At 68.7% G+C, this 3370-nt stretch carries 3 protein-coding genes and 1 pseudogene; 2 read left to right on the top strand and 2 right to left on the bottom strand.

Annotated features, from left to right (window positions below; all coding sequences use genetic code 11):
- Positions 1 to 261, bottom strand: a pseudogene (locus Q0L15_RS15350) (molybdopterin-dependent oxidoreductase); the annotation flags it as partial.
- Positions 261 to 1784 (bottom strand): MFS transporter, encoded by a 1524-nt coding sequence (locus Q0L15_RS15355; protein WP_296605328.1) that lies wholly within the window; start codon positions 1782 to 1784, stop codon positions 261 to 263. The gene Q0L15_RS15355 and the pseudogene Q0L15_RS15350, both read right to left, overlap by 1 nt.
- 311 nt (positions 1785 to 2095) lie before the next feature.
- Between Q0L15_RS15355 and Q0L15_RS15360 the strand changes: the two genes are divergently transcribed.
- Positions 2096 to 2458: a DUF485 domain-containing protein gene (locus Q0L15_RS15360; RefSeq protein ID WP_296605329.1), complete on the top strand. Its 363-nt coding sequence runs from the start codon at positions 2096 to 2098 to the stop codon at positions 2456 to 2458.
- A partial coding sequence (locus tag Q0L15_RS15365) for a cation acetate symporter (RefSeq protein WP_296605330.1) occupies positions 2455 to 3370 on the top strand: 916 nt, incomplete at its 3' end. The genes Q0L15_RS15360 and Q0L15_RS15365, both read left to right, overlap by 4 nt.

The following is a 3370-nucleotide window of genomic DNA, read 5'->3' on the forward strand; positions in this document are numbered from 1 at the left end:
CTCGCGCAGCCGGCCGGCGACGAGGTCGAGTGCCTCGTCCCAGCCGGCCGCGCGGAGCTCGCCGCTCTCCCGGTCGCGCAGCAGCGGAGTCGTCAGCCGCTCCCGGTGGCCGCGCAGCGCGGTCGCCGTCCAGCCCTTGCGGCACAACGCGCCCTCGTTGACCGGGAACTCCGGCCAGGGCTGCACCTCGAGGCTGCGTCCGGTGCGGACGAGCGTCATGCCGCACTGGAGCGAGCAGTAGGGACAGTGGGTCCGGGCCATCAGATGCCCGCGTTGGCCAGGCTGACGTGGGCCTTCGCCTCGTGGGGACGACGCAGGAACACCGCCCAGGTCACGACCGCGCAGACGACGTAGAACGCGGTGAACACGACGAACGCGCCCTTGGTCGCCTCCATCGGCTGGTCGACCCACGGCGAGCTGAACGCGATCGGGATGAGGAACCCGCCGATCGCACCGACCGCGCCGATGACACCGATCGCGGCCGAGGCCTTCTTCGTGCCGGTGTGCAGCGCGGCCTCGCGCTCGGAGGTGCCGGCCGGGGTCGCGCGCTCGGCCTGGGTGCGGAAGATCGCCGGGATCATCTTGTACGTCGAGCCGTTGCCGATGCCGGTGGCGGCGAACACGCAGAGGAAGAACGCCAGGAACCACGGGAACCACGACCGGTTGTCCTCGGCGATGACCGCGCTCTGGTTCGGGTTCGGCGTGAGCTGGGTGAGCGTCCACAGCACCGCGAGCGTGAACACGATCATCGCGGCGAACGCCGCCAACGTGACCCGCGCGCCGCCGAACCGGTCGGCGAGCCAGCCGCCGAGCGGGCGGGTGGCCGAGCCGACCAGCGCGCCGAGGAACGCGTAGTAGGCGAAGTAGATGCCGGTGCCGAGCGGTGCCGGGTCCGCGACCCAGAAGTTCAGCTTGATCAGCAGCGGCATCGCCGCGGAGTAGCCGATGAACGAGCCGAACGTGCCGATGTAGAGGAACGCCATCACCCAGGTCTGCCGCTCCTTGACCACCTGGAGCTGCTCGCGCGGCTTGGACTTCGCGGAGGTGAGGTTGTCCATGAAGAAGTACGCCGCGAGCGTCGCCACGACCGCCAGCCCGGCGTACACGTAGGCGGCCCGCTGCAGACTGATGCCGCTGTCAGCCGCCTTCACCAGCCCGAAGATGCCGGCGCCGCCCACGATCACCGGGAGGAACAGCTGGATCAGCGAGACGCCGAGGTTGCCGCCGGCCGCGTTGAGGCCCAGGGCGGCGCCCTTCTTGGCGGCGGGATAGAAGAAGTTGATGTTGGCCATCGAGCTGGCGAAGTTGCCGCCGCCGAGACCGGCCGTCGCGGCGATCAGGCAGAACGCCCAGAACGGGGTGTCCGGGTTCTGCACGGCGACCGCGAAGCCGAGCGTCGGCACCAGCAGCAGACCGGCGCTGACCATCGTCCAGTTGCGGCCGCCGAACTTCGGCACCGCGAACGTGTAGGGCAGCCGCAGCAGCGAGCCGACGAGGTTCGGCAGCGCGACCAGCAGGAACAGCTGCTGGGGGGTGTAGCCGAACCCCATCGAGACCAGGAACGCCGAGCTGACGCTCCAGATCAGCCACACCGAGAACCCGAGGTGCTCGGCGAAGATCGACCAGATCAGGTTGCGGCGGGCGACCCGGCGGCCTCCGTTCTCCCAGAACTCCGGCTCCTCGGGCCGCCAGTCGTCGATCCAGCGCCCGGTGCGGTGCGCGCTCGCGGCCGGCGCTGCCGAGGTGGTCGAGGCGGCGTCCGGCCCGGGATGTGTCGTCGTCATGCGTCCCACCCTCGGCGGCGCACGTAACGCCCGGCTCAGGTCGCCGTACCGGAGACGTCAACTTCCCCTCACGACCTCACGGCCCTCACGACCTCACGATCTCGGTGGTCGAGGAGGAGGCGCTGCCACCGTCTCGAAACCACGGCCACCGGACGGCGTACGTCCGCCTCGACCGTTCGTCGTCCATGACCGACCGCTCACCGACGACCCGAGTCCGCTCGTCGCGTCCTCGTGATCCACCTCTCACCACTGGCGCAAGTCGCCACCTACGGTGACGCCGATCACATCCCTCCCGGAGAAGGGTGCCTCCAGTGCCAGACATCGACCAGTCGACGGGCCAAGCCCATCGGCACGACCCCGTGTACGACGAGCTGCACGCGTCACCGGAGTTCGACCGGCTGCGCTCGCTCTACCGCGGCTTCGCGTTCCCCGCGACCGTCGCGTTCTTCGCCTGGTACCTGCTCTACGTCGTCATGAGCAACTGGGCCAGCGGCTTCATGGACACCACGATCGGCGGCAACATCAACATGGCCCTCCTGTTCGGGCTGCTGCAGTTCCTGACGACGTTCGCGATCGCCTGGCTCTACGCCCGCTACATGAACCGCAACGTCGACCCGATCGCTCGCTCCCTCGAGAAGCAGTACGACGACCGGCTCGGCGGGGGTGCGCGATGAGCTCCGACACCTTGACCGCCATCTTGTTCATCGCCGTCGTCCTCCTGACGGTCGGCATCACGTTCTGGGCGAGCAGGCACAACCAGGGCGCCGCCGACTTCTACGCCGGCGGCCGGTCCTTCAGCGGATTCCAGAACGGCATGGCGATCTCCGGCGACTACATGTCGGCCGCCTCGTTCCTCGGCATCTCCGGCGCGATCGCGCTCTACGGCTATGACGGGTTCCTCTACTCGATCGGGTTCCTCGTGGCCTGGCTCGTGGCGCTGCTGCTCGTGGCGGAGCTGCTGCGCAACTCCGGCCGTTACACGATGGCCGACCAGCTGGCCTATCGGATGCGGCAGCGGCCGGTCCGAACGGCCGCGTCCACGTCGACCGTGGTGGTCTCGATCTTCTACCTGCTCGCCCAGATGGTCGGGGCCGGTGCACTCGTCGCGCTGCTCCTCGGGGCGGAATCGGAGTCGGCGAAGAACCTGACGATCATCGGCGTCGGTCTGCTGATGGTCTTCTACGTGACCGTCGGCGGCATGAAGGGCACCACGTGGGTGCAGATCGTCAAGGCGGTGCTGCTCATGGGTGGCACGATCCTGATCACGATCCTGGTGCTCGCGAAGTTCGACTTCAACTTCTCCGAGCTGCTCGGGGCCGCAGCGTCGAACACGGGCAAGGGTGACGCGTTCCTGCAGCCCGGCCTGAAGTACGGCATCGACACCACGTCGAAGATCGACTTCCTCAGCCTGGGTCTCGCGCTCGTGCTGGGCACAGCGGGCCTGCCGCACATCCTGATCCGCTTCTACACGGTGCCGACCGCCAAGGCCGCCCGGACCTCCGTGCTCTGGGCGATCGGTCTGATCGGCGCGTTCTACCTCATGACACTCGCCCTCGGTTTCGGCGCAGCGGCGCTGCTCGACACCG

Source organism: Nocardioides sp. (assembly GCF_024509035.1).
Taxonomy (GTDB): Bacteria; Actinomycetota; Actinomycetes; order Propionibacteriales; family Nocardioidaceae; genus Nocardioides.

Coding starts and splice junctions, on each gene's coding strand:
- Q0L15_RS15355 (WP_296605328.1), bottom strand. CDS start 1,784: ATGACGACGACACATCCCGGGCCGGACGCCGCCTCGACCACCTCGGCA.